Here is a 20,271-nt window from a genome sequence, read left to right on the forward strand (position 1 = left end):
GGTGCGTGACGACTATAGCGCCAGTCGCCGGATGTCAGCGTACTTTATCCGGGTTCGCGAGCACATGCGGCGGCGTCATAAAGATTACAGTTTGTTACCGTCAGCTTTCCGTAAGCAGTGGGCGCGGTTGATTTTATTGACTGCGCGGACGCAAACCCGGGCCCGGCGGCCGGTTCACCCCCCTAATATTTCACTTTGCGTACAGGCCCAAACACGCAACAATGCAAAAACCGGTGGGTTTTTCGCGCACGGTGCGCGAAGAAGGCGGGTTCGCCGGGAAGCAGGTATCAGTCAAGGTTTCAAGCAAGGTATCAGGCAGGTATGGATGCACGCACAACCGTTGGTGCGCGCGGCTTCGATCAGCTCACTGACCGGCGCTTCACACAAGGAAGCCGGCATCGATAACGGGGAAATCCTATGCAAGTCGGTTCTATCGTTCGCTCCGTGCATATCGCCGTGCCGCAAGGCGCGCGTGGCATCGTGATGCGCATTCTCGGCGACATGGCCATGGTGACGTGGTACGACGGCGAGCCTGGCGCATCGAAACAGCTCAATACCGAGCCCTTTTTTCTGGAAGATCTGATCGACACGGGCGAGCAGGTTCGTCCGGTCGGCTCGCTCATCCATTGAGTTACGCGGCGGCGCGGCGCGCACGGAACGCCACGCGCCGCGTTCGCGTATCCGGCACCCGGCCGGGGCGGCGCGCCGCGCCCGCCGCCTGATTTGCCCCATAACTCGCCCCCGTAGCCCGCAAGAGGCACAATTGCGGGTATGAATCACGACACGCCGCACGACACCCCATTCCCGCCGTCCGACTTCCCGGACGACGCCTCGCCCGAGGCGCCCTACGCGCGCCTCACGCCCGAGTGCGTGCTCGACGCGCTCGACAGCGTGCTGATTCCTGCCGGCCGCCGCACCGATGGCCGCATGCTCGCGCTCAACAGCTACGAAAACCGCGTCTATCAGGTGGGCGTCGAGGACGGCGCGCCGCTCGTCGCGAAGTTCTACCGGCCGGAACGCTGGTCCGACGAAGCGATTCTCGAAGAGCATGCGTTTGTCGCCGAACTCGCCGCGCGCGAGATTCCCGCCGTGCCCGCGCTCGCGTTCGAGCACCGCACGCTGCACAGCTTCGACGGTTTCCGCTTCGCCGTGTTCGAGCGGCGCGGCGGGCGCGCGCCCGATCTCGACCGCAGCGACACGCTCGAATGGATCGGCCGCTTCATCGGCCGCATTCATGCGGTGGGTGCGATGGAGCCGTATCGCGCGCGTCCCGCGCTCGACATCCAGACGTTCGGCTACGAGCCGCGCGCGTATCTGATCGAGCACGGTTTCGTGCCCGCCGACGTGCGCGACGCGTGGGAAACGGCAGTGGATCTCGCGCTGGAAGGCGTCGAAGCCGCGTTTGAGCGCGCGGGCGACGTGCGCACGCTGCGCACCCACGGCGACTGCCACTCGAGCAACCTGCTGTGGACGGATGCGGGGCCGCATTACGTCGATTTCGACGACAGCCGCATGGCGCCCGCGATCCAGGATCTGTGGCTGCTGCTGCCGGGCGACCGGGCGGATGCGGTGCGTGCGCTCGGCGATCTGCTCGCGGGCTACGAGGATTTCTGCGAATTCGAGCCGCGCGAGCTGCATCTGATCGAAGCGCTGCGCACGCTGCGGCTGATTCACTACTGCGCGTGGCTCGCGCGGCGCTGGAACGATCCCGCGTTTCCGGCTGCGTTTCCGTGGTTCAACACGCAGCGCTACTGGGAAGACCGCATCCTCGAACTGCGCGAGCAGATCGGCGCAATGCAGGAAGGGCCGCTCTGGCCCGTGTGAGTTGCACACTCGCGGCGTACGCGTTCGGTACGCGTTCGCCGTGCGTTCTGTGCGCGTTCCCCGTCGTCTGGAACGCGTCGCATCGGCATCAAATCATTCGCTCTGCAGACATCATTTGCGGCCTGGGATTTCCACCTGGGTTCGTCACGCGATCCAGGGCGGACTGCGAACTGAATCCACACTCTAGAAATGCAGTTCCGGCGTGCCGCCATGGCAGCACGCCGGGCGCCTGCATGCCCCGCAGCGGCGCACTGCGCAAGCGTTGTTCATTCGGTGTGCGCATGGATCGAGCGCATTTCGAAGCCGAACGCACGCCATATGCATTGCCATCTCATATTGCAAAGGTGTATTCGGCGCTCTAAGGTTGCCGAAATTGAGCGAATCCGTTGTTCAGGCAACGAAGGTGCGCCATCGACGTACACACGTCCAAACCCAGGAGACAGCAATGAGCAGCGTTGCGGATTCGGGGCGCACGGCCCCGCGCGCCCCTTTCTTTTCGAAGGAAGCGACCATCGCGTCACCCGGTTTTTCGCGGTGGATGGTTCCGCCCGCCGCGCTAGCCGTGCATCTGTGCATCGGCGAGGCCTATGCGTTCTCGGTGTTCAATGCGCCGCTCACGAAGGTCATCGGCATCAAGCAATCGGTGCCCGGCGACTGGAGCCTGACCTCGCTCGGCTGGATCTTTTCGCTCGCCATCGTTTTTCTCGGACTCTCCGCCGCATTCGCGGGCAAGTGGCTCGAACGCGTCGGTCCGCGCCGCACGATGTTCACGGCGGCCTGTTGCTTCGGCGGCGGTTTTCTCGTCTCGGCGCTCGGCGTCGCGCTGCATGAAATCTGGATGCTCTATCTCGGCTATGGCGTGATTGGCGGCATCGGGCTCGGCCTCGGTTACGTGTCGCCGGTTTCGACGCTGATTCGCTGGTTCCCCGACCGCCGCGGCATGGCGACGGGCCTCGCCATCATGGGCTTCGGCGGCGGTGCGATGATCGCCGCGCCTCTGTCCGTGCTGCTCATGAAGCACTTCGCAAGCGGCACGGACGTGGGTGTCGCGCAGACTTTCGTCGTGCTCGGCATCGCGTATTTCATCTCGATGTCGATCGGCGCATTCGCGATTCGCGTGCCCGCGCCGGGCTGGAAGCCGGCAGGTTGGACCGCGCCCGCGACCACCGGCAAGCTCGTGTCGCGTTCGCACGTGCACATCGACCAGGCGCTCAAGACGCCGCAGTTCTACCTGATCTGGCTCGTGCTGTTTCTCAACGTGACGGCGGGCATCGGCATCCTGGGCCAGGCTTCGGTGATGATCCAGGAGAGCTTCAAGGACAGCGTGAGCGCGGGTGCGGCGGCAGGCTTCGTCGGGCTGCTCTCGCTCTTCAACATGGGCGGGCGGTTCGTGTGGGCTTCGGCGTCGGACTGGGTCGGCCGCAAGAACACCTACTTCATCTTCTTCGTGTTCGGCGCGGTGCTCTACTACGCCGTGCCGCAGTTCGCGCAAAGCGGCAACATCGTGTTGTTCGTGCTCGCGTACTGCCTGATCCTCTCGATGTATGGCGGCGGCTTCTCGACCGTGCCCGCGTATCTGGCCGATATGTTCGGCACGGCGTTCGTCGGCGGCATTCACGGGCGTCTGTTGACCGCGTGGGCGGCGGCGGGCGTCGCGGGCCCGGTGCTCGTGAACTATCTGCGCGCGTACCAGTTGGCCAACGGCGTCGCGAAGGCCGATGCGTACACGATGACCGTGCACATCATGGCGGTGCTGCTGGTGATCGGCTTCGTCTGCAACCTGCTCGTCAAGCATGTGCACGAGCGCCATCACATGAACGAGTCGCAGCTCGCCACGGGCCAATGAGGAGAACCGAACGATGAACACGACTGCCGCCACGAAATCTTCGAACAAGGCGCTGATGGCGCTCTTCTGGCTGTATGTGCTGGTGCCGCTCGCCTGGGGCGTGACCAACACGCTCGTGCAGGCGATGAAGCTGTTCGGTTAGGCGTGTGCACGGCTCGATGCACACGCGGCGCTTCGTGTGCATCGAGCGCATCGAGTGCGTCAAGCGCATAAAGCGCATAAAGCGCATAAAGCGCATCGCGCCGATCGAGCGCTTTACACGTGGCAATCCGAGCCTGCGCCCGCCGCGATTTCGCGCGCGGCTTTGGCGCCTTCAACCTGAAGCAGGGTCGGTAGCGACACGCCGTTTTTCGCGGCGGTTACTTCGGCGAGGATCGACACGGCGATTTCAGGCGGCGTGCGGCTGCCGATGTAAATCCCGACCGGCCCATGCAGCCGCGCGAGCTCCGTCTCGTTCAGATCGAACTCCTTGAGCCGCTCGCGCCGTGCCGCGTTATTGCGCCGCGAGCCGAGCGCGCCCACGTAAAACGCGTGGGTTTTGAGCGCTTCCATCAGTGCGAGATCGTCGAGCTTCGGATCGTGCGTGAGCGCGATCACGGCGCACCGTTCGTCGAGCTTCATGTCGAGCACGGTGTCGTCGGGCATCGTGCGCACGAGCGTCGTGCCGGGCACGTCCCATGTATCGGTGTATTCCTCGCGCGGATCGCACACCGTCACCTGATAATCGAGCCCCACCGCAATCTGGCACAGATAGCGCGAAAGCTGTCCGGCGCCGATCACGAGCATGCGATAGCGCGGCCCGTGGATCGTGAGCAGACGCGCGCCGTCGAAAAAGACGCCATCGGTGGCGCTGGCGGGTCCGAGCGTGGCCTCGCCGCTCGCCATGTCGAGTGTGCGCGCAACGAGTTCGCCGCGCTCCACGGCGTCGAGCAGCGCGCGAATTCCGCCTGCCTTCGCGAGCGGTTCCAGCACGAGCTGGATCGTGCCGCCGCACGGCAGGCCGAAGCGATGCGCCTCTTCAGCGGTGATGCCGTACTTCACGGTCTCGGGCTTGTCGATGCCGATGCCGTCGCGGCGCACGCGGTCGATCAGATCGTCCTCGATGCAGCCGCCCGACACGGAGCCCGCGACCAGCCCGTCGTCGCGCACGACGAGCATGGCCCCTTCAGGGCGCGGCGACGAGCCCCATGTCTTCACCACCGTCACCAGCAGGATGCGGTGGCCTTCGTCGAGCCAGCGCACGCTGGATTTCAGGACCTCGATATCCACGCTGTCCATGATCGTTTCCCTTTCGTCGCGTCGTCGCCGGAGGCTTCGCCTGAGTCTTCGTCTGTTACGTCATCGGTCCGCATTGGCGTCGTTCCGGCGTCGGCGTCGACTTCTGCTTCTTCATCCGTGGTGTCCTGGCCGCCCAGTTGCGCGTTAAAGCGCCTGAAAAACTCCTCCGCGATCTTGCGTGCTGCGCCGTCGACCAGCCGCGAGCCGATCTGCGCGAGCTTGCCGCCGATTTGTGCGCTCGCGGTGTAGCTGAGCTTCGTGGTGTCGTCTGGCGCGGGTTCGAGCCGCACCTGCGCGTTGCCCTTGCCGAAACCCGCCACGCCGCCCTGGCCTTCGAACTGGATCGTGTAGCGGCTGGGCGCGTCGATGTCGGTGAGCGCGAGGCGGCCCCGGAAGCGCGCTTTCACCGGGCCGACCGCTGCGGTGAGTGCGACGGCCCATGCATGCTCGCCGTCGGCCTCGATGCTCTCGCAGCCGGGAATGCAGGCTTTCAGGACGGTTGCGTCATTGAGCGCTTCCCAGGCCTGCTGTTGCGGCACTGGCAGCGAGCGGCTTTCGTTCAGTTCCATCGTGCTCCCTCTTGTCGTGATGTGCGCAGTGGTGCGCGGCTTGCGCGCGCGACGAGCGGCGTCACGCTCAGGCTGTGCCCGAAGGCCTCGAGACTTTCGAGGTTATGGACGGGGTAGTGCGCGTCCACATGCGGCAGCATGGCTTGCACGCCGCGCGCCTTCGGTGTGAAGCCGCGGTAACGCAGCAGCGGATTGAGCCACACGACGCGGTGCGCAAAGCGGTGCAGACGCGCCATTTCGGCTGCGAGCGTGGCCGTGGCTTCCTGATCGAGTCCATCGGTGACGAGCAGCACGGTTGCACGACCGCTCAGCATGCGGCGTGCCCAGCGGCGGTTGAATTCGCCGAGCGTCGCGCCGATGCGCGTGCCGCCCGACCAGTCCGCGACCTGCCCGCACAGTTGGGCGAGCGCGATGTCGGGATCGCGTTCGCGCAGTGCGCGCGTCGCGTGCGTGAGGCGCGTGCCGAAGAGAAAGACCTGCAACCGTTCGCGCGATTGCAGCAGCGCGTGGCAGTAATAGAGCACAGCGCGCGAGTAGCTGCTCATCGACCCGGAGATGTCGAGCAGCAGCACGACGGGCGGCTTGCGCTCGACGGGCGCGCGATATTTCCACACGGTCCAGTCGCCGCCCGCGTGCACCGCGTGGCGCGCGCTCGCGCGCAGGTCGGCGTGGGTGCCGTGCGACGCGGCCTTGAGCCTGCGCGTGCGCTCGGTCGCGAGCGGCAGGCGCCGCGCGCGGATCAGGTGGCGCAGCGTGCGCCATTCGTCGGCGCTGAGCGTGTCGAAGTCGCGGTGACGCAACCGTTCTTCCGCGCTGAACGTTGCATGCGCGCGCAATTCGTACTCTTCGCGCGGCGCAGGCGCCTGTGCGCCGCGCTGCACATCCGCGCGCGCGGCGAGCGCATCGGCGAGCCGGTTGTTGCGGCGCGGCGGCGGCAAGCCGCCTTGCACCTTCGGCAGCAGCAGTGCGCGCAGTTTGCCTTCCCAGTCGGGATCGCGCCAGAAGAGATCGAATGCGGCGTAGAAGATGTCGCGTTCGTCGGGCGCCGAGGTGAGCAGCGCGGCCAGCGCCGCGCCTACGTCGTCGCGGCGGGCGAGATCGACGAGGCACAGTGCATCGAGCGCGTCGACGGCCTGCGCGGGCGACATCGGCAATCCCGCGCCGCGCAGCACACGGATGAAATGCACGACATTGCGCGCGAGCATCGGCGGTGCTTCTGCTGTTTCCGTTGTTGCGGCGACGGACGGCGGCGCGGCGTTCATCGGCTCACTCCGCGAGCGCGAGCGTGTCGGCGATACGCTGCGTGTCGAGCTGGGCAAGATCGTCCTGATACTTGAGCAGCACGCCGAGCGTGTCCTGCACCGATTGCGGATCGAGTTCGGTCACCGCGAGCGCGGCGAGCGCGCGGCACCAGTCGATGGTTTCGGCGATGCCCGGCGCCTTGAAGAGATCCATCGTGCGAAGCTGGTGCACGAAGGCCACGGCGCGGCGCTGCAACGCCGCCGAGCTTTCGGGCGCGCGCGCCGCCACGATTGCGAGTTCGCGTTCGCGGCCAGGGTAGCCGAGCCACTGATAGAGACAGCGGCGCTTGAGCGCATCGTGCACTTCGCGCGTGCGGTTCGAGGTGATGACGACGAGCGGCGGTTCGTCGGCGCGCACCGTGCCGTACTCGGGGATGGATACCTGGAAATCCGAAAGAAGCTCCAGCAGGAACGCTTCGAACGGTTCGTCGGCGCGGTCGATTTCGTCGATCAGGAGCACGCGGCGCGCGGAAGGATTCTGCGGATCGGGCTGCAACGCCTGCAGCAAAGGGCGCTTGAGCAGGAATTCGTCGCGATAGAGCGTGTCGCCGCCCGGCTTCTCTCCGGCTGCTTCGGCAAGGCGCAGCGCCATGATCTGGCGCGGGTAATCCCATTCGTAGAGCGCGCTCGCGGTGTCGAGCCCTTCGTAGCATTGCAGCCGCAGGAGCGCGGTGCCGAGCATCGCGGCGGCGGCTTTCGCGAGTTCGGTCTTGCCGACGCCGGGCTCGCCTTCGAGAAAGAGCGGCCGCTGCATGCGCAGTGCAAGAAAGAGCGCGGTCGCGAGTTCGCGGCTCGCGAAATAGCCGCGCGATTGGAGTTGTGCGAGGGTGTCGTCGATCGAGGCCGGTTGCATGGCGTGCCTGAATACGCAAACGCGAACACAAAAGCGAACGCAAAAGCGCCGGCGCACTCGCTCGCGCGCCCGGAAAACGGACGCGCGAGCGAGCGCCCGGCGGCGGACCTAACCGTTCGCCCGCGTCACCGCACGCGCCGCGAGCACCGGAATCAGGTGCGCGCGATACGCGGCGCTGGCGTGCAGGTCGGTGTTGAGGTCGTCGGCGGCAATCGTCACCGCACGCGCGGCGGCGGGCGTGAAGCTCGCCGTGAGCGCCTGCTCCAGCGGCGCCGAGCGGAACACCGAGGCCGCCGCGCCCGTCACCGCCACGCGCACGCCGTCCGCGAACTTCGCGACGAAGACGCCGGTCAGCGCAAAGCGCGACGCCGGGTTCGCGAACTTCTCGTAGGCCGCGCGCTCGGGCACCGGAAACTCGACCGCCACGATCAGCTCGTCGGGTGCGAGCGCGGTCTCGTACATGCCGAGGAAGAACGCGTCGGCCGCGATGGTTCGCCGGTCGGTGACGACCGTCGCGTTCAGCGCGAGCACGGCGGCGGGATAGTCGGCAGCCGGATCGTTGTTGGCGAGCGAGCCGCCCAGCGTGCCGAGCGCACGTACCTGGCGGTCGCCGATCTGCGCGGCGAGCTGTGCGAGCGCCGGCAGCACGTTCTGGATCTGCGCGTTTTCGGCGACGTCCGCATGGCACACGGCGGCGCCCAACTTCACGATTTTGCTGTCCACCATGACTGTCTGGAGGTCGGGAATGCGCGTGACGTCCACGAGCGTCGAAGGCTGTGCGAGCCGCAGCTTCATCGCTGCGAGCAGGCTCTGGCCGCCCGCGAGAAATTTCGCGTCCGGTGCGTTCGCGAGCGTTTTCACGGCGCTTTGGGCGTCGGTGGCGCGCTGGTAATCGAATGAATACATGGTTCGCCTCCGCTCAAGGATGTGACGACGGGTTGGACCGGTTGGATGCCCCGGCCGCCTGAATCGCGGACCACACGCGATGCGGCGAGGCCGGCATCTGCAGGTCCTTCACACCGAGCGGCGCGAGCGCGTCGAGGATCGCGTTGATGACCGCGGGCGGCGAGCCGATTGCGCCCGCCTCGCCGCAGCCCTTCACGCCGAGCGGATTGTGCGTGCATGGTGTGCCCTTCGCGGTCTCGACAGTGAAGCTGGGCAGGTCCGAGGCGCGCGGCATCGCGTAATCCATGTACGAGCCGGAGAGCAACTGGCCGCTTTCGGCGTCGTAGACGCAGCGTTCGAGCAACGCCTGGCCGATGCCCTGGCCGATCCCGCCGTGCACCTGCCCCTCGACGATCATCGGATTGATGACGTTGCCGAAGTCGTCGACGGCGGTGAAGCGCTCGACGCGTGTCTCGCCCGTATCGGGATCGATTTCCACTTCGCACACGTACGCGCCCGCCGGGTAGGTGAAGTTAGTCGGGTCGTAGAACGCGCTTTCGTCGAGGCCCGGTTCGAGCGTTTCGAGCGGATAGTTGTGCGGCACATAGGCCGCGAGCGCGATTTCGGCGAAGGCTTTGGTGCGGTCGGTGCCCGCGACGCGGAACACGCCGTTGGCGAACTCGATGTCCTCCACGCCCGCTTCGAGCAGATGCGCCGCGATCTTCTTCGCCTTCGACTCGATCTTGTCGAGCGCCTTCATGATCGCCGTGCCGCCCACGGCAATCGAGCGCGAGCCGTACGTGCCCATGCCGAACGGCACGCGGCCCGTGTCGCCGTGCACGATCTCGATCTGCTCGATGGGCACGCCGAGGCGGTCGGACACCACCTGCGCGAAGGTCGTCTCGTGGCCCTGGCCGTGACTGTGCGAGCCCGTGAATACCGTGACCGAGCCGGTCGGGTTCACGCGCACTTCACCCGCTTCGAAGAGCCCCGCGCGCGCGCCGAGCGCGCCCGCGATGTTCGACGGCGCGAGGCCGCACGCCTCGATGTAGCACGAGTGCCCGAGGCCGCGCAGCATGCCGCGCGCCTTCGAGGCGTCGCGGCGCGCGGCAAAGCCTTTCACGTCGGCGAGTTCGAGCGCGCGCGACAGGCACGCCTCGTAGTCGCCGATGTCGTAGGTGAGGCCCACCGGCGTCGCGTACGGAAACGACGTGATGAAGTTGCGGCGGCGGATTTCGGCCGGGTCGATATTCATCTCGCGCGCCGCGGTTTCCACGAGCCGCTCGACGACGTAGGTCGCCTCGGGGCGGCCCGCGCCGCGATAGGCATCGACGGGCACCGTGTTCGTGAACACGGCCTTCACCTCGGCGTAGATCGCGGGCGTCTTGTACTGGCCCGCGAGCAGCGTGGCGTAGAGGATCGTCGGCACGGCGGAGGCGAACGTCGAGAGATACGCGCCCATGTTCGCAATCGTGTGCACGCGCATCGCGAGGAAGGTGCCGTCCTTGTCCATCGCGAGTTCGGCTTTCGTCACGTGGTCGCGGCCATGCGCGTCGGAGACGAACGACTCGCTGCGCTCGGCCGTCCACTTCACCGGGCGGCGAATCTTCTTCGAGGCCCACGTGAGCGCCACGTCTTCCGCGTACAGGAAGATCTTCGAGCCGAAGCCGCCGCCCACGTCGGGAGCTACGATGCGCAGCTTCGTTTCGGGCAGCGAAAGCACGAATGCGGCCATCAGCAGGCGCTCGACGTGCGGGTTCTGGTTCGCGACGTAGACCGTGTAGCTATCGTCGTGCAGCGAGTAGCTCGCGTTCACGGCGCGCGGCTCGATCGCGTTCGGCACGAGCCGGTTGTTCACGATGTCGAGCGTCGTGACGTGCGCGGCCTGGGCGAAGGCGGCGTCGGTCGCGGCCTTGTCGCCGTGGCCCCACGTGTAGCAGGTGTTGTTCGGCGCATCGTCGTGAACGAGCGGCTGGCCCGCGTCGGCGGCGTGCGCCGTATCGGCGACGGCGGGCAATTCCTCGTAATCGACTTCGACGCGTTCGGCGGCGTCTTTCGCCTCTTTCAGCGATTCGGCGATGACGAGCGCCACCTGGTCGCCCACGTGGCACGCCTTCCTGTGTGCGATCACGGGATGCGGCGGCTCGTGCATCGGCGTGCCGTCGATGCTGTGGATCAGCCAGCCGCACGGCAGGCCGCCCACGTTTTCGGCGGCAATGTCGGCGCCGGTGAAGACGGCGACGACGCCGGGCGAGGCTTTCGCCGCAGCGGTATCGATGCTTTTGATGCGTGCGTGCGCGTACGGCGAGCGCACGAACACGGCCCAGGTCTGCGCGGGGAGGACGACGTCGTCGGTGTACTGGCCGGCGCCGGTGAGGAAGCGATAGTCTTCCTTGCGTTTTACCGCCGCGCCGATCATGCGCTTGGGTTCGGGTGCGTTCATGGCGGCCTCCCGGTCAAGCTGCCGTCGTGGCGGCCGGTGCGCCCGCGCGCATGTCTGCTGCGCCCGCGACCACGGCCTTCACGATGTTGTGATAACCCGTGCAGCGGCACAGGTTGCCTTCGAGATTCGCGCGCACGTCGGCCTCGGTGAGATCCGGGTGAGCCGCCGCCAGCGCGGTCGCGCTCATGACCATGCCGGGCGTGCAGAAGCCGCATTGCAGGCCGTGGCATTCGCGGAACGCGGCCTGCATCGGATGCAGTTCGCCGTTCTTCGCCAGCCCTTCGATGGTGGTGACGTCCATTCCGTCGCACTGCACGGCGAGCCGGTTGCACGACTTGATCGCGCGGCCGTTCAGATGGACGGTGCAGGCGCCGCACTGCGCGGTGTCGCAGCCAACGTGCGTGCCCGTGAGGCGTAGCTGCTCGCGCAGGAACTGGACCAGAAGCGTGTGAGGTTCGACTTCGGCGGTCACGGGCTCGCCGTTGACCGTGAGGCGGATACTGATCGCCATAGACTGTCTCCTGTCGACCAGGGCACGCATGCCGACCGGAGCATGCACACATTCCGGTGCTTGTTCCGGCGATACGTCTTGCACTGGTCCCATGCAACGTTATGGGAAAGAGACCGGCCTGGGCCCGCATACACCAAGTTGCCCCGAATTGCCGTCTGCTGGACTGCCATCCGTCGCGCGTGAAACGCACGGCTGCCGCGCGAGGCGCGCAGCCCGGATGGAGTGGGGGGCGAGGGTCCGGCTGGTGCTTAGCTTTTCAGTGATGCCAGGGGGTGTTGCCCGGACAGTAAAGCACAAATCGCCCGTTTGCGCTGCACGGGGTTTTTACGGTCGGAGCAGATAAAAAACGGCCCGTCCCAACTGATGGGACGGGCCGTTTGTGCGACGCAGCGTGTCTTGTGCGCGCTTCGTGCGCCCGCCTGCCCGGCGCGTTCAGCGCGTTGTTTCGCGAGCGCTGAAGCGGGCGTGGAAGCGGCCTTGGAAGCGCGGCTTTTTAGTGCACGTCGTGCGGCTGCACGTCGTGCGGCGCGTGCGCGAGGCGCGAATGGCGGCGCGAGTAGCCGAAATAAATAAACATGCCGATCACGAGCCAGACGACGAACGCGATCCAGGTGACCGGTTGAAGGTTCACCATCAGGAACAGGCACGAGGCGACCGCGAGGATCGGCACGACCGGCACGCCGGGGCAGCGGAACGCGCGCGGCAGATGCGGGTGCGTCTTGCGCAGGATGAGCACGGCGATCGACACCATCGAGAACGCCGCGAGCGTGCCGATGTTGATCAGTTCGGCGAGCACGTTGAGCGGCACGAGCGCGCCGATCAGGCCGAAGAACAGGCCGACGAGCCAGGTCGTGAGGAACGGCGTCGCGAAGCGCGGATGCAGGCGCGAGAGCGCGGCGGGCAGCAGGCCGTCACGCGACATCGCGAAGATGATGCGGGTCTGGCCGTAGCTCATCACGAGGATCACGGTCAGCATGCCGAGCACGGCGCCGAGGTCGATGAAGCCCGCCACCCACTTCTCGTTCGCCATCTGGAGCGCGAACGAAACCGGGTGCGCGATGTTCGCGAACTGCGCGGACGGCACGATGCCGGTGACCACGGCGGCGACGGCGACGTAGAGCACCGCGCACACCGCAAGCGACGCGATGATGCCGATCGGCAGGTCGCGCTTCGGATTTTTCACTTCTTCCGCAGCGGACGACACCGAATCGAAGCCGATGAACGCGAAGAACATCACGGCTGCCGCGCCGAACACGCCGTTCCAGCCGTTGGGCATGAACGGATGCCAGTTGGCGGGCGTGACGTGGAACGCGCCGACCGCGATCACGAGCAGCACGACCGTCACCTTGATGGCGACCATGATGTTGTTGATGCGGGTGGATTCGCGCACGCCGAAGGAGAGGAGCGCCGTGATCGCCATCATCACGAGGAACGCGGGCAGGTTGAAATACGTGGTGACGCCCGGCACCGCGCCCGGCGCGGCCGAGATCGCGGCGGGCAGGCTGATGCCGAAGCCCGCGAGCAGCGACTGCAGATAACCCGACCAGCCCACCGACACCGCCGAGGTGGCGAGCCCGTATTCGAGCATCAGGTCCCAGCCGATCACCCACGCGGCCAGCTCGCCGAGCGTGGCATACGAGTAGGTGTAGATCGAGCCCGCGACGGGAATGGTCGAGGCGAATTCGGCATAGGCGAGCGCGGCGAAGCAGCAGGCCACGGCGGCAATGAGGAACGCGATCATCAGCGCCGGGCCGGCTTGCACGGCGCCGGTGCCGGTCAGCACGAAAATGCCGGTGCCGATGATTGCGCCGATGCCGAGAAACGTGAGGTCCAGGGCGCCGAGTGCTTTCTTGAGGCCGGCGCTTTCGGCGCTCGCCTGCAACATGTGCTCGACGTTCTTCTTGCGAAAGAGGGACATTTGGCGGGGAACTCCAGGTTCGTGCGCGGGTGACGGGGCTAGTTCGGAATGCTCAGTGGCCGCGCGCCGTATAAATCGGGAAAACCTTCGATTTTAACGGATATCGCCCGCCGCCCTGGCCAGAACCGATTGGGAAGTCGATCTGGGTGCGTGCTTTTTTGCCGCAAACGGGCGTGACGGCGCGCGATCCTTGCCCGTGCGGCGGGGATCGGCGCGATCCATTTCCCGATTGCGGGGTTATGGCGTGAAGCCCGCCTCTTAGTGTCGCACCCGCCACCCGCAATGAATGCCCTTGCGCTCCGCCCGAAGCCTGGTTGCCCTGGTTGCCCTGGTTGCTTTAGTTGCCTGGTGCGGGAGCGAGATCGACGAGCCGGTTGCTCATCACGTAGAACGTCAGTTCGGCGTTGTTGGTGAGCTTCATCTTTTCGAGCAGACGCGTGCGGTAGACGCTCACCGTCTTCACGGAGAGCGAGAGCACGCGCGCGATATCGGTGAGACGCTGGCCCGTGGCGAGCATGCACAGCGTCTGGTATTCGCGGTCCGAGAGCTTTTCGTGCGGCAACTGCTCTTCTTCGACGAGCACGTAGTCGGCGAGCGCCTCCGCCATCGCCGGGCTCACGTATTTGCGCCCGGCCGCGACCTGCTGGATGGCCGTGATCATCTGCGCGGCATCCACCGTTTTCGAGAGATAACCCGCCGCGCCCGCCTTCAGCGCGCGTACCGCATATTGATCTTCGCGATACATCGAGAACATCAGCACCGGCAGGCGCGGCGCCTTGCGCTTGGCGCGCCGGAGCACCTCGACGCCATTCATGTCGGGCAGCGAGATGTCGAGCAGCACCACGTCGCACATGTGCTTGCCCATGGCCGCGAGTGCTTCGGCGCCCGTCTGGGCTTCGATGACTTCGCTCGCGACGCCGCGGTCCAGGAGTAACTGACGCACGCCCTGACGGACGATGGCGTGGTCATCGACGAGCAGGATGCGATGGGTCATGAATGAGCGCCTCTCACGGCGAGCGTGGAGAGAGGGGAGGCCGAGGCGGCAAAGAGCGCGTCCCAGGCGAAGCGCGCGCGCACGACCGTTCCGGCGTGCGTGCCGCGCGTGCCGGCGCGCAGCGTGCCGCCGAAGGCGGCGCAACGCTCGCGCATGCCGGCGACGCCGTAGCGGTTGCGACGCGCGCCCGTGCGGCTTGCGCCGCGCGGCAGGCCGATGCCGTCGTCGGCGATGGTGAGCGTGAGATGGCCCGCCGTGCATTCGAGCCGCATATCGACGCGCGCCGCGCAGGCGTGGCGCGCGACGTTGGCGAGCGCTTCCTGCGCCACGCGGAAGACGGCGAGTGTCGCGTCGGGGCAGAGGCGCGCGACGCGTTCATCGGCCTCGCAGACGAAAGTTATGGCAAGACCGGTTCGTGCGCCGAAGCCGCGCGTCCATTCGTCGAGCGCCGCAACGAGGCCCGCGTCGAGCTGTGGCGCGCTGAGTCCGTCGAGCACGTGGCGCACCGCTTCGGCCGCCGCGTTCAACGAGCGCGCGACGAGCGCGAGCGCTTCGGCGTACTGCGGCGGCGCGTCGGCGGGCAGCGAGGCGTTGACGTTGGCAAGGGCGAAGTGCGTGGCGGCGAGTTCCGCGCCGACGCTATCGTGCAGCTCGCGTGCGAGACGCCGGCGCGCGGTTTCGTCGGCGTCGATGCGGGCCGCTTGAGCCGTCGTGATGGGGGCAGCGGTTGCCATGGTGGCCGTGGCGACGATCGGGCGCCGCACGCGGGCGACCCGGCTGGGCGCGTCGGCGCCATGCGCTCCGCGCGTGCGCACGGCAACGCGGCGTGGCGCCTCCTCGCCCTGAGCGCACGTAGCGACCGCAACGATCTTCGACGTGTCCATTTATCCCCCGTTCCGAAACCGGCCCGTCACACCGTCTGCAGCCAGGGTGGTCAATGTCCCGGTGCCAGAAAACGGTACGGCGCAGCGTAACGATATTTACATCCTGTAACGGTCTGGTCTAACCCTTTTTGGGGCCAGAGAATGCCGATGCCGCGCCGCGATGGTATCGCAAAAAAAAAGAAAGCAGCAGTCTGGATGTGGCTCAGCGGCCAATAGTTGAGAAATTAAGTGAGGTTTTGTCACAATTCCAATGTCAGAAAAATGCTGACATGGAAGGTAACGACATTTTGTGACATTTGTAACTGCGTCACTGAGGCGCTGTTGTAGGAATGCTGCGTGGAGGAGGGGTGAAAGGCTGTTGAAGGCGCGCGGGCGAAACGGGGAATAAGCGGGGAAGAAGCGGGGAAGAAGCGGGGAAGAAGCGCCGACGAAGCGTGGCCAAAACGCGGGCGAAAAAAAACCGGAGCGCGGGGCTCCGGTTTTCGTTGCTGCCGGGCAGCGGGTCAATCAGGCGCGCGGCTTAGCCGACGAATGCCTTTTCGATCACGTAGTGGCCCGGCTCGTTGTTGCTGCCTTCCTTGAAGCCGAGCCCCTCGAGCAGCTCGCGCGTGTCGCGCAGCATGTGCGGGCTGCCGCAGAGCATGATGCGGTCGCGTTCGGGGGTAAACGACGGCAGATCGAGGTCTTCGAACAGCTTCTTCGACTCGATGAGGTCGGTGATGCGGCCGCGGTTGGCGAAGGTTTCGCGCGTGACGGTCGGGAAGTAGATCAGCTTTTCGCGGACGATGTCGCCGAGGTACTCGTGGTTGCGCAGTTCTTCGCTGATGAACTCCTTGTACGCGAGTTCGTCGACGAAACGGCAGGTGTGCGTGAGGACGACCTTTTCGTAGCGGTCATAGACGTCCGGATCCTTGATGACCGACATGAACGGCGCGAGGCCCGTGCCCGTCGAGAGCAGCCACAGCACCTTGCCCGGCAGCAGGTTGTCGGCCATCAGCGTGCCGGTGGGCTTCTTGCCGATCAGCACCTTGTCGCCGACCTTCAGATGCTGGAGACGCGACGTGAGCGGGCCGTCCTGCACCTTGATGCTCAGGAATTCCAGATGCTCTTCGTAGTTGGCGCTCGCCATCGAGTAGGCGCGCATCAGCGGCTTGCCGTCCACTTCGAGGCCGACCATGGTGAACTGGCCGTTCTCGAAACGCAGGGCGGGGTCGCGCGTGCAGGTGAAGCTGAAAAGCGTATCGGTCCAGTGGTGGACGCTCAGAACGGTTTCGGTGGTGATTTTGCTCATGGTTCCTGAAGATGCGAAACAAGGGCCGTCAGACCCCGGCCAGTTCTTGGTCAATCCCTGGCCAACTCGCGGGCTGCCGATCGCTTACGGCGGCGCGGCGCGACGATGCCGGCGCTAGCCGGTCAACCCTGTTGCGAACGAAGCGCAAACCGCCATTTTACCGTGACCGCATCGTCTCGACGGCGATGCGCTGGTGGGAGGAATGGCCCGCGCCTCATGTCACAACGCCGGAGGTCACTCCGACGGCTGATCCACGTTGTGCGCGGCGGGATGCCGGCGCCCGCACGCGAACGTAACGGGCAAGGCAGGCATGGACATGGTGGCGGCGCATCGGCCGGTTATTGGGCCGGAGCGCGCGGGAGCAGGCTGTGTGCCGCCACGGGCGCGCGCCCGGTCGGGATGGCCCGGGTGGGGTGTCTCGCAAAGAGCGCACGCAAGCGAATGTTCGGCAAGATGATACCGGAAGCCCTGTCAGACCGCAGCATATTGGCCCTTCAGCCAGAACAGGTACGGTGCGGCTTCCGGTCGCAGTCGGGTTGGAGTTGGCCCGCAGTTGGCCCGCAGTTGGGCCGCAGTTGGGTCGAAATTGGCCCGCAGTTGGGGCTCAGTCGGGCCGCAGTTGGAGCGCCGGAGAGCGGAACGGGACGCCGCTCACCCGGCTTGCGCGAGGCGTCTAGCGGTCCGCCGCGAGCTTCAGGCCGAGGCCGACGAGCGCCGCGCCGCAGAACGCGTCGATCGGGCGGCGCACGCGGCGGTAGCCGCGCTGCGTGCGGTCGTCGGCGAACAGGAACGCGATGCTGCAATGCCAGCCGAACGACATCGCCGCCACGGTCGCGAGCGCCACGCCGTAGAACCACAGCGGCGGGTGCGAGGGAAACATCGCGGCGAACACGCTCGTCCAGAACACGCACGACTTCGGGTTCGTAAGGCAGGTGAAGAACCCGGCGCGCCAGGTGCGGAAGTACTCGCGGCGTCCGGCGGGCGGCAGCGGCTCGGTGACGACCTTGACCTCGGGTGCGGCGCTGCGCCGCACGCCCGAGCGCAACAGCTTGAAGCCGAACCAGACGAGATACAGCGCGCCTGCCACGCGCACGCCGTTGTAGACCCAGTCGATGCGCTGAAGCACGGTGGCCAGGCCGAGCATCGCGAGCGCGGCCCAGAGCGTCGAGCCGACGCCCACGCCGAACGCCGATGCGACGCCGAGTCCGCGCCGTCCGGCAAGCGACAGTTGCGTGACCATGAAGAAGTTCGGGCCGGGGCTGATCAGCGCGAGCGAATAGACCGCGGCGATCTGGAGCAGCGTGGTGATGTAGTGCATGACTCGGACGGACGGCAGGACGCGCGGCGCGCAACGCGCCATGTTAGCGCGAGGCGAGGGGAATGCGGGACGAAATGTGGGGCGAAATACGGGACGAGACGCCGGTAAAACGCCGGCGTTGAGCGCCGCCGGCGGCATCGGCCGGCGGCATGGATCGCGTCATTCCAGGCGCAGCCGCGCCATGTACGGCAGGTGATCGGAAAGCCACGCGGTTTCCTGCGCGGGCCGGATCAGCTCGACAGGCTGCAGGCCGCGCACGAACATCTTGTCGAGCGCGAGCGTCGGCGAAAACGCCGGAAACGTGCGTGCGGGTTCGCCGAGCAGCGTCGCCACTTCGTGCATGCCGTGTTCGGCGAAGATCGGCACCGAGTCGTTGCGCCAGTCGTTGAAGTCGCCCGCGAGCACGAGCGGCCCTTGCGGCGCCTCCTTCGCGATCCAGTGCGCGATCCAGTTCATTTGCCGCATGCGCGCGCTGCGCGTGAGCGCAAGGTGCGCGCACAGCAGCGTGACCGAGCGCGAGCCGACGCTCGCGCGCGCCACGAGCAGCCCGCGCCGCTCGAACCGGTGCGCGGAGATGTCCCAACGTCCGCCGAGGTCGAGCGGATGCGGCGAAAGAATGGCGTTGCCGTGCCGCCAGGACGGCTTGAACACATTGGTGCCCAGTGCGATCTGGAGTTCGAGCGAGCGGGCGATCTCGGTGGCCTGGCAATGCCAGACGTCTTCGAGCGGATCGCCGAGCGGCGCGCCGAACGTGGAAGCGAGCACTGGTTGCGGCAGGCGCCGGGCCATGGCTTCCTGGAGGAACCAGGCATCGGCGTGGGTGGACTGCACCCAGCGCCGCATCGCCTGCCAGGCCTCGAAGCCGAGTGGCGAGCGGCCCTTGTGCAGGTTCCAGCTCACTGCGACGAAGTCGAGGTTGTGTGTGGTGTCTATCAGCGGTTCTTCGGGATTTCGCATACGGGGGTAGTTCTGTGATGCGCCGCGGGGCTCAGAGCGGCGGCGGCGCGAGGCTTGCGCTGATCCGGTACGCAAGCGCCGGATTCTGGTCGACGATCTGCCAGTTCACCGCTTCGCCCGCAGGCACGCGCAGCCCCGGATGGCTGGCGGCAACGCGGCGCGGCTGCGGCGGCAGCGCGCAGCCTTCGGGCGTTTGCGACGGGTTGGTGGATTCGAGCGTTTCCTGGGCATCGATTGCGAGAATCGTCTCGCTCGCATTCGCCTGCAGCGGGGAGACGGTCAGCGTGCGCTGGAGGTCGATGCCGGCGTCCGGATGGTCCTTGCAGCCGACGTTGTGGGCGACGACATGATGGTGGGTATCCGTGCGCGCCTGGCCGACCGTGGTCGTGCCCTCGAACGCGTCGACCTGCCGACCGTCCTGCAACACCTGCAGCGTCCATTTCACGACGGGCTGCGCCGCATCCTGCGCATGCGCGCTCACGGCGGCCGTGCTGGCGGCTGCGGCGAACAGCGTGGTGGTGAGGCAGTGTTTCCACAACGTCATATCGTTGACTCCGTGCACGCGCGCCGTCCGGGCGGCGACGGCGTGACCCTGGCTGCGTGGCTGGATTGTCGTGATCTTCGATCCTATACCCGGTTCGCAAATGCCGGACCGTCGCAGCTCAATATGAGATGGGGATGTACGTCGGAGGTTCAACCGCGACATTTGCGCCCATTGATGTTGCCGCGGCAACGAATGCATCTTCATCGCATGAATCCGGGGCGCGATGTTGCTCGTTGTTGCGCGTTTTGCAACGGTGGTTTGACTCTTATCGAAATTGCTTTTCGATAGTTCAGTCGTAAACTGCACTTCATGGCAGGCGCCGAAACACCGGCCAGCAGGGCTTTTCGCCCGCCACGCCGACACGCTTCGACCTGCATCGAGGATTTGCCATGAAGACCGCTCCGCTCGCTGTTCCGCTGGCCTCTGCCATCACTGCATTCACGGCTTTCGTCGTCTTCGTTGCTTTCCCGGCTCGCGCTGGTGAAGTCGCTTCCGCACCCGCCGCAACGAACAACGCGCCCAGGACGCGCGCCGAAGTCGAAGCGGAACTCGCCGAAGCCAAAGCCAACGGCGAACTCAGCAAGAATCCGAGCGCGCCCGACTATCCGCCGCAGTTCGCCATGGGCGGTTACGCCGCGCCGCGCGTGCAGATCTCGACGGACCTCTTGCACGCGGCGCGCCCCGTTCCCGCTTCGGGCGGCGCGGCCATCCACTGAGCCGCATGGCGTTTGCGGCAACGCGCCTGTGCGTTGCCGCGCATTGCTCGCCGGACAGCCGTACGACATAGCGGATGCTGCACCGCGGCACGGCGTACAATTTTCTGCATAGCGGCGGCGCGACGCGCGCCGTCACCCG

The 20,271-nt window shown here is 66.4% G+C and carries 19 protein-coding genes; 5 read left to right on the plus strand and 14 right to left on the minus strand.

Going from position 1 to position 20,271, the window contains the following annotated elements; all coding sequences use genetic code 11:
- The first annotated feature begins 417 nt into the window (after positions 1-417).
- The 4 genes from Q0L30_RS11085 (at position 418) to Q0L30_RS11100 (ending at position 3,812) form a co-directional block, all read left to right on the plus strand.
- On the plus strand, positions 418-630 hold the full coding sequence (locus Q0L30_RS11085; RefSeq protein WP_293033520.1) for a hypothetical protein: 213 nt from the start codon (positions 418-420) through the stop codon (positions 628-630).
- Positions 631-771: 141 nt separating this feature from the next.
- The gene (locus tag Q0L30_RS11090; RefSeq protein ID WP_296654876.1) at positions 772-1,824 is read left to right on the plus strand and encodes a serine/threonine protein kinase; all 1,053 of its coding nucleotides are present in this window, start codon (positions 772-774) and stop codon (positions 1,822-1,824) included.
- Positions 1,825-2,269: 445 nt separating this feature from the next.
- Positions 2,270-3,670: an OFA family MFS transporter gene (locus tag Q0L30_RS11095; protein WP_296654879.1), complete on the plus strand. Its 1,401-nt coding sequence runs from the start codon at positions 2,270-2,272 to the stop codon at positions 3,668-3,670.
- Positions 3,671-3,683: 13 nt separating this feature from the next.
- The gene (locus Q0L30_RS11100; protein ID WP_296654881.1) at positions 3,684-3,812 is read left to right on the plus strand and encodes an oxalate:formate antiporter; all 129 of its coding nucleotides are present in this window, start codon (positions 3,684-3,686) and stop codon (positions 3,810-3,812) included.
- Between the two features lie 113 nt (positions 3,813-3,925).
- On the opposite strand, the gene Q0L30_RS11105 is transcribed toward Q0L30_RS11100, so the two are convergent.
- The 14 genes from Q0L30_RS11105 to Q0L30_RS11170 all read right to left on the minus strand — a co-directional run bounded on the left by Q0L30_RS11105 (position 3,926) and on the right by Q0L30_RS11170 (position 19,416).
- The gene (locus Q0L30_RS11105; RefSeq protein WP_296654884.1) at positions 3,926-4,948 is read right to left on the minus strand and encodes an XdhC family protein; all 1,023 of its coding nucleotides are present in this window, start codon (positions 4,946-4,948) and stop codon (positions 3,926-3,928) included.
- The gene (locus Q0L30_RS11110) at positions 4,921-5,517 is read right to left on the minus strand and encodes a CoxG family protein (protein WP_296654886.1); all 597 of its coding nucleotides are present in this window, start codon (positions 5,515-5,517) and stop codon (positions 4,921-4,923) included. The genes Q0L30_RS11105 and Q0L30_RS11110 overlap by 28 nt, the downstream gene beginning before the upstream one ends.
- Positions 5,508-6,779: a VWA domain-containing protein gene (locus Q0L30_RS11115; RefSeq protein ID WP_296654887.1), complete on the minus strand. Its 1,272-nt coding sequence runs from the start codon at positions 6,777-6,779 to the stop codon at positions 5,508-5,510. Before Q0L30_RS11115 ends, Q0L30_RS11110 begins: the two co-directional genes overlap by 10 nt.
- A gap of 4 nt (positions 6,780-6,783) precedes the next feature.
- Positions 6,784-7,671, minus strand: coding sequence for a MoxR family ATPase (locus Q0L30_RS11120; protein ID WP_296654888.1), 888 nt, complete (start codon positions 7,669-7,671; stop codon positions 6,784-6,786).
- Between the two features lie 108 nt (positions 7,672-7,779).
- Positions 7,780-8,577 (minus strand): xanthine dehydrogenase family protein subunit M, encoded by a 798-nt coding sequence (locus tag Q0L30_RS11125; RefSeq protein ID WP_296654890.1) that lies wholly within the window; start codon positions 8,575-8,577, stop codon positions 7,780-7,782.
- 13 nt (positions 8,578-8,590) lie between these two features.
- The gene (locus Q0L30_RS11130; RefSeq protein WP_296654892.1) at positions 8,591-10,999 is read right to left on the minus strand and encodes a xanthine dehydrogenase family protein molybdopterin-binding subunit; all 2,409 of its coding nucleotides are present in this window, start codon (positions 10,997-10,999) and stop codon (positions 8,591-8,593) included.
- Between the two features lie 13 nt (positions 11,000-11,012).
- On the minus strand, positions 11,013-11,510 hold the full coding sequence (locus Q0L30_RS11135) for a (2Fe-2S)-binding protein (protein ID WP_296654894.1): 498 nt from the start codon (positions 11,508-11,510) through the stop codon (positions 11,013-11,015).
- 493 nt (positions 11,511-12,003) lie between these two features.
- Positions 12,004-13,428 carry an amino acid permease gene (locus Q0L30_RS11140; protein ID WP_296654896.1) on the minus strand — a complete coding sequence of 475 codons (1,425 nt, stop codon included), beginning with the start codon at positions 13,426-13,428 and terminating at the stop codon, positions 12,004-12,006.
- A gap of 337 nt (positions 13,429-13,765) precedes the next feature.
- Positions 13,766-14,422 (minus strand): response regulator transcription factor RqpR, encoded by a 657-nt coding sequence (gene rqpR / locus Q0L30_RS11145; protein ID WP_296654898.1) that lies wholly within the window; start codon positions 14,420-14,422, stop codon positions 13,766-13,768.
- Positions 14,419-15,306: a histidine kinase gene (locus tag Q0L30_RS11150; RefSeq protein WP_296654901.1), complete on the minus strand. Its 888-nt coding sequence runs from the start codon at positions 15,304-15,306 to the stop codon at positions 14,419-14,421. Before Q0L30_RS11150 ends, rqpR begins: the two co-directional genes overlap by 4 nt.
- 520 nt (positions 15,307-15,826) lie before the next feature.
- On the minus strand, positions 15,827-16,597 hold the full coding sequence (locus Q0L30_RS11155; RefSeq protein WP_293040621.1) for a ferredoxin--NADP reductase: 771 nt from the start codon (positions 16,595-16,597) through the stop codon (positions 15,827-15,829).
- A 673-nt stretch (positions 16,598-17,270) separates the two neighbouring features.
- The gene (locus Q0L30_RS11160) at positions 17,271-17,915 is read right to left on the minus strand and encodes a LysE family transporter (protein ID WP_296654905.1); all 645 of its coding nucleotides are present in this window, start codon (positions 17,913-17,915) and stop codon (positions 17,271-17,273) included.
- Positions 17,916-18,074: 159 nt separating this feature from the next.
- Positions 18,075-18,872, minus strand: a complete 798-nt coding sequence (locus Q0L30_RS11165) for an endonuclease/exonuclease/phosphatase family protein (RefSeq protein WP_296654907.1) — start codon at positions 18,870-18,872, stop codon at positions 18,075-18,077.
- Between the two features lie 31 nt (positions 18,873-18,903).
- A complete protein-coding gene (locus tag Q0L30_RS11170; protein WP_296654909.1) occupies positions 18,904-19,416 on the minus strand; it encodes a hypothetical protein in 513 nt (170 codons plus the stop codon).
- Between the two features lie 389 nt (positions 19,417-19,805).
- Between Q0L30_RS11170 and Q0L30_RS11175 the strand changes: the two genes are divergently transcribed.
- Complete coding sequence (locus Q0L30_RS11175) at positions 19,806-20,132, plus strand: DUF4148 domain-containing protein (protein WP_296654911.1); 327 nt, start codon at positions 19,806-19,808, stop codon at positions 20,130-20,132.
- The last annotated feature ends 139 nt before the right edge of the window (positions 20,133-20,271 follow it).

Source organism: Paraburkholderia sp., assembly GCF_024281035.1.
Classification (GTDB): domain Bacteria; phylum Pseudomonadota; class Gammaproteobacteria; order Burkholderiales; family Burkholderiaceae; genus Paraburkholderia.

Excerpts from the sequence above, each read along its gene's own strand:
- Q0L30_RS11085 (WP_293033520.1), top strand. The coding sequence starts at position 418 with ATGCAAGTCGGTTCTATCGTTCGCTCCGTGCATATCGCCGTGCCGCAA.
- Q0L30_RS11090 (WP_296654876.1), top strand. The coding sequence starts at position 772 with ATGAATCACGACACGCCGCACGACACCCCATTCCCGCCGTCCGACTTC.
- Q0L30_RS11095 (WP_296654879.1), top strand. The coding sequence starts at position 2,270 with ATGAGCAGCGTTGCGGATTCGGGGCGCACGGCCCCGCGCGCCCCTTTC.
- Q0L30_RS11100 (WP_296654881.1), top strand. The coding sequence starts at position 3,684 with ATGAACACGACTGCCGCCACGAAATCTTCGAACAAGGCGCTGATGGCG.
- Q0L30_RS11105 (WP_296654884.1), bottom strand. The coding sequence starts at position 4,948 with ATGGACAGCGTGGATATCGAGGTCCTGAAATCCAGCGTGCGCTGGCTC.
- Q0L30_RS11110 (WP_296654886.1), bottom strand. The coding sequence starts at position 5,517 with ATGGAACTGAACGAAAGCCGCTCGCTGCCAGTGCCGCAACAGCAGGCC.
- Q0L30_RS11115 (WP_296654887.1), bottom strand. The coding sequence starts at position 6,779 with ATGAACGCCGCGCCGCCGTCCGTCGCCGCAACAACGGAAACAGCAGAA.
- Q0L30_RS11120 (WP_296654888.1), bottom strand. The coding sequence starts at position 7,671 with ATGCAACCGGCCTCGATCGACGACACCCTCGCACAACTCCAATCGCGC.
- Q0L30_RS11125 (WP_296654890.1), bottom strand. The coding sequence starts at position 8,577 with ATGTATTCATTCGATTACCAGCGCGCCACCGACGCCCAAAGCGCCGTG.
- Q0L30_RS11130 (WP_296654892.1), bottom strand. The coding sequence starts at position 10,999 with ATGAACGCACCCGAACCCAAGCGCATGATCGGCGCGGCGGTAAAACGC.
- Q0L30_RS11135 (WP_296654894.1), bottom strand. The coding sequence starts at position 11,510 with ATGGCGATCAGTATCCGCCTCACGGTCAACGGCGAGCCCGTGACCGCC.
- Q0L30_RS11140 (WP_296654896.1), bottom strand. The coding sequence starts at position 13,428 with ATGTCCCTCTTTCGCAAGAAGAACGTCGAGCACATGTTGCAGGCGAGC.
- rqpR (WP_296654898.1), bottom strand. The coding sequence starts at position 14,422 with ATGACCCATCGCATCCTGCTCGTCGATGACCACGCCATCGTCCGTCAG.
- Q0L30_RS11150 (WP_296654901.1), bottom strand. The coding sequence starts at position 15,306 with ATGGACACGTCGAAGATCGTTGCGGTCGCTACGTGCGCTCAGGGCGAG.
- Q0L30_RS11155 (WP_293040621.1), bottom strand. The coding sequence starts at position 16,597 with ATGAGCAAAATCACCACCGAAACCGTTCTGAGCGTCCACCACTGGACC.
- Q0L30_RS11160 (WP_296654905.1), bottom strand. The coding sequence starts at position 17,915 with ATGCACTACATCACCACGCTGCTCCAGATCGCCGCGGTCTATTCGCTC.
- Q0L30_RS11165 (WP_296654907.1), bottom strand. The coding sequence starts at position 18,872 with ATGCGAAATCCCGAAGAACCGCTGATAGACACCACACACAACCTCGAC.
- Q0L30_RS11170 (WP_296654909.1), bottom strand. The coding sequence starts at position 19,416 with ATGACGTTGTGGAAACACTGCCTCACCACCACGCTGTTCGCCGCAGCC.
- Q0L30_RS11175 (WP_296654911.1), top strand. The coding sequence starts at position 19,806 with ATGAAGACCGCTCCGCTCGCTGTTCCGCTGGCCTCTGCCATCACTGCA.